Source organism: Streptomyces sp. SID10853, assembly GCF_010548145.1.
In the GTDB taxonomy this organism is placed as follows: domain Bacteria; phylum Actinomycetota; class Actinomycetes; order Streptomycetales; family Streptomycetaceae; genus Streptomyces.
The window spans coordinates 1-3,536 of record NZ_JAAGLN010000398.1; the positions used below are offsets into that span (position 1 = coordinate 1).

General features: G+C 74.7%; 3 protein-coding genes and 1 pseudogene. 1 reads left to right on the plus strand and 3 read right to left on the minus strand.

Annotated elements, in window-relative coordinates:
• The 3 genes and pseudogenes from G3I19_RS35340 to G3I19_RS35350 form a co-directional block, all read right to left on the minus strand.
• A partial coding sequence (locus G3I19_RS35340; protein WP_164267777.1) for an NAD(P)/FAD-dependent oxidoreductase occupies window positions 1–840 on the minus strand: 840 nt, incomplete at its 3' end.
• 194 nt (window positions 841–1,034) lie between these two features.
• Window positions 1,035–1,532, minus strand: a pseudogene (locus G3I19_RS35345) (isoprenylcysteine carboxyl methyltransferase family protein); the annotation flags it as partial.
• 67 nt (window positions 1,533–1,599) lie between these two features.
• Complete coding sequence (locus G3I19_RS35350) at window positions 1,600–2,667, minus strand: 3-oxoacyl-[acyl-carrier-protein] synthase III C-terminal domain-containing protein (RefSeq protein ID WP_164267778.1); 1,068 nt, start codon at window positions 2,665–2,667, stop codon at window positions 1,600–1,602.
• A 183-nt stretch (window positions 2,668–2,850) separates the two neighbouring features.
• On the opposite strand from G3I19_RS35350, the gene G3I19_RS35355 reads away from it, so the two are divergent.
• A partial coding sequence (locus G3I19_RS35355) for a UbiA family prenyltransferase (RefSeq protein WP_343235309.1) occupies window positions 2,851–3,536 on the plus strand: 686 nt, incomplete at its 3' end.

Genomic DNA, 3,536 nt, shown 5'->3' on the forward strand with positions numbered 1-3,536 from the left:
CGCCAGGCAGCGCACCGCTGCCCCGGCGGTCGCCAGGGCCAGGGCGATTCCCTCGCCGGTGAGCGCGTCGACGTACCCCGCCGCGTCGCCGACGAGCAGCACGCGCCCGGCCACCCGGCTCCGTACCCGCTGACGGAGCGGTCCCGCGCCCCGCACGGTGCTCGCGTAGGGGCCGCGCAGCGCCTCGTACAGCGCAGGGAAGCCGGCCAGGTGCGCGTCGTAGCCGCGGCGGCTGCGGCTGAGCACCGCGACCCCGACCAACTCGTCGCCGACAGGCGTCACATACGCCTCACCGTGCGCGGACCAGTGCACCTCGACGAAGTCGGTCCACGGGGCGCACCGGTAGTGTCGGCGCAGCCCGTACCGGCCGGGGGAGCGGCCGGGCAGATCGAGCCCGAGGGCGCGGCGCAGCGGTGAGTGCAGGCCGTCGGCGGCCACCAGCCAGCGCGCGGTGAGCCCGGCCGCTGTGACGGAGTCGGCGCTCTGGCGTACCTCGCCGACCTTGCCCGTGACCATCCGTACGCCCATGTCGCGGGCGCGCTCGTACAGCGCGGCGTGCAGCACCGTACGGCGGATCCCGAGACCGGTCCCGTCCCGGAACGCGGCCTCGGCGCTGCGCCGGCCGTCGAGGTAGCGGATACCGCGCAGTTCACGCCCCTGCACCGGCACCCCCAGCGCCCGCAGCGCGGCGACTCCGCCGGGCATGACCCCCTCGCCGCAGGCTTTGTCCACCGGGGAGATCCTGGGCTCCACGACGACGGCCTCCAGACCGGCCAGCGCGGCATGGACAGCGGTGGCGAGTCCGGCGGGGCCGCCGCCCGCCACCAGTACGTCGATCACGCCGTGACATCCCCCGCCGCACCGGACCCTGTTACACCGGATTCCGCCGTCCCGGCCCCTGCCGCACCGGCCCCTGCTACACCGGACTCCGCCGTCCCGGTCCCAGCCGCACCGGGCCCTGTTACACCGGATTCCGCCGTCCCGGCCCCTGCCGCACCGGGCCCTGCCGTCCCGACCCCTGCCGTCCCGGACCCCGCCAGCGCCGTGTTCTCGCAGCGGATACGGACGGTCAGCAGCGCGGCGTTGAGCACCGTGAACACCAGCGCGGTGAGCCACGCGGTGTGCACCAGTGGCAGCGCCACCCCCTCGGCGACCACGGCCACATAGTTCGGGTGCAGCAGCCAGCGGTAGGGGCCGCCCTGCACCAGGGGCAGGCCGGGCACGACGATCACCCGGGTGTTCCAGCGGGGCCCCAGCGTCCCGATGCACCACCAGCGCAGCCCCTGGGCAGCCACCAGGACGGCCGCCATTGGCCAGCCCAGCGCGGGCAGGAACGGCCGGCCGCCCAGCCAGACCTCGGCCACACACGCCGCGAGCAGCCCGGTGTGCAGGGCGACCATCACCGGATAGTGGCCCTGCCCGGCGACGGTCGCACCGCGCGCCATGCTCCAGCGCTCGTTGCGCCGGGCGACGACGAGTTCGGCGATGCGCTCGGCGGCGACTGCGGCCACCAGCAGCACGTACCAGATCATGGGTCCTCCGAATCACGGCCGCGGCACGGCGTCCTGCGGCTCATTGCGGCTGCTGCGGTCCGCCGGGCTACCAGCGCAGCAGAACCAGTTCGCAGCAGAAGCCCGGGCCCATCGCCAGCAGCAGCCCCGGTGTGCCCGGCGCCGGAGGGTCCCCCGCCAGGGTGTCGCGCAGCACGTGCAGTACCGACGAGGAGGACAGATTGCCCACGTCGGCGAGGTGGCGCCAGGTCACCCCGAGTGCCTCGTCGGGCAGTCCGAGCGCTTCGGTGACCGCCTCCAGCACTTTCGGGCCGCCCGGGTGGCAGACCCAGGCCGACACATCCTTCGGCTTGAGACCGTGGTCGGCGAGGAAACCCGTGACGTCCGAGGCGAGATGACGGCGGACCACATCGGGCACGGACGGGTCCAGCACCACCTGGAAGCCCGAGCTCTTGATGTTCCAGCCCATGACATGACCGGTGTCGGGGTAGAGCCGGCTGCGGGTGTCCACGACGGCCGGCCCCGGCAGCTCGCGCCGTGCGGCGGGGTGGTCGGGGCCGCAGGCCACGACCGCCGCCGCGCCGTCCCCGAAGAGGGCGGTGGCGATCAGGTTGGCCATCGAGCTGTCGTCGCGCTGGAAGGTGAGGGAGCACAGCTCGACGGAGAGCAGTACCGCCACCTCGTCCGGATGTCCGAGCAGATAGTCGTGGGTGCGGGCCAGCCCCGCCGCGCCCCCGGCGCAGCCGAGCCCGAAGAGCGGCAGCCGTTTGACGTCGGGGCGCAGCCCGAGCCGGTTCGCCAGCCGTGCGTCGATGGACGGGGTGGCGATTCCGGTGACCGAGGTGAAGATCAGCAGGTCCACGTCCTCGGGGCGCAGCCCCGCCGCGTGCAGCGCGCCCCGGACGGCCGCGGCGCCGAGCTCCGTCGCACCGGCGATGAACGCGTCGTTGGCGGCGCCGAATCCGTCCAGCTTCTCGTACGCCTCCAGCGGCAGCGTCATATGGCGGGTGCGGACCCGGGAGCTGCGGTGCAGCCGGTCGAGGACCCGCCGGTCGGCGCCGTCGGGCAGGCAGACGCGGGCCACCATGTCGGTGATCTCGTGCTGGGCGTGGCGGTGCGGTGCCAGGACACCGTGGACGGCTGCGATCCGGGTCATATGTTCTTCCGCCTCGGGGATGACGTGCCCTGCATTGCAGCATCCCTGCCCCCGGCAGGGCTCCCGACACCCTGGCCGCCCCCTCGGCGCTCCCGGCCGATTCGCCCGTACGCGTGGCGAGTCCGCACGGGTGAGCAGCGCGCGCAACGGTGGCGCGGGGCAGGCCGTGTCTACGATCACCGGGTGGGAACTCCCGAGCAGCCCCTGGCAGATGGACGCGTCGCCGGGCGGGGCGGTGTCGCGGCCGCGCTGGCCGGATCGTGCCACCCCGGGCCCGTCGTGGCGGTCACCGTCCTGCTGACCGGGCTTGCCGTGACCGCGGGGCAGAGCCCCGGGCGGTGTGTCCTGACCGCCGCAGCCGTGCTCACCGGGCAGCTGTCCGTCGGCTGGTGCAACGACGCGGTCGACGCACCCCGGGACACCGCGGCCGGCCGCAGCGGCAAGCCGGTCGCCGACGGCAGGGTCGGCGTACGCACCGTGTGGGCCGCCGCGTTCACCGCGCTTGCGCTCTGTGTGCCGCTGTCGTTCGGCTGCGGCAGGTGGGCGGGCGCCGTGCATCTGACGGGGGTCGGCCTGGCCTGGGCGTACGACCTCGGGCTCAAGGCGAGCGGCTGGTCCTGGCTGCCGTACGCGGTGGGCTTCGCCGCACTGCCCGCCTTCGTCGCACTCGGCCTGCCGGGACAGCCGCGGCCCGTCTGGTGGATCGTCACCGCGGGCGCGCTGCTGGGCATCGGCGCCCACCTCGGCGACGTCCTGCCCGACATCCGCAGCGACCTGGCACTCGGAATGCGCGGCTGGCCGCACCGGCTGGGCCCGCACCGCACCCGGCTGCTGCTCCCGGTCCCGCTGGCCGCCGCGTCCGCAGTCCT

What these genes read in the sequence shown, in the direction of transcription:
- G3I19_RS35350 (WP_164267778.1), bottom strand. Translation starts at nt 2,667, where the DNA reads ATGACCCGGATCGCAGCCGTCCACGGTGTCCTGGCACCGCACCGCCAC.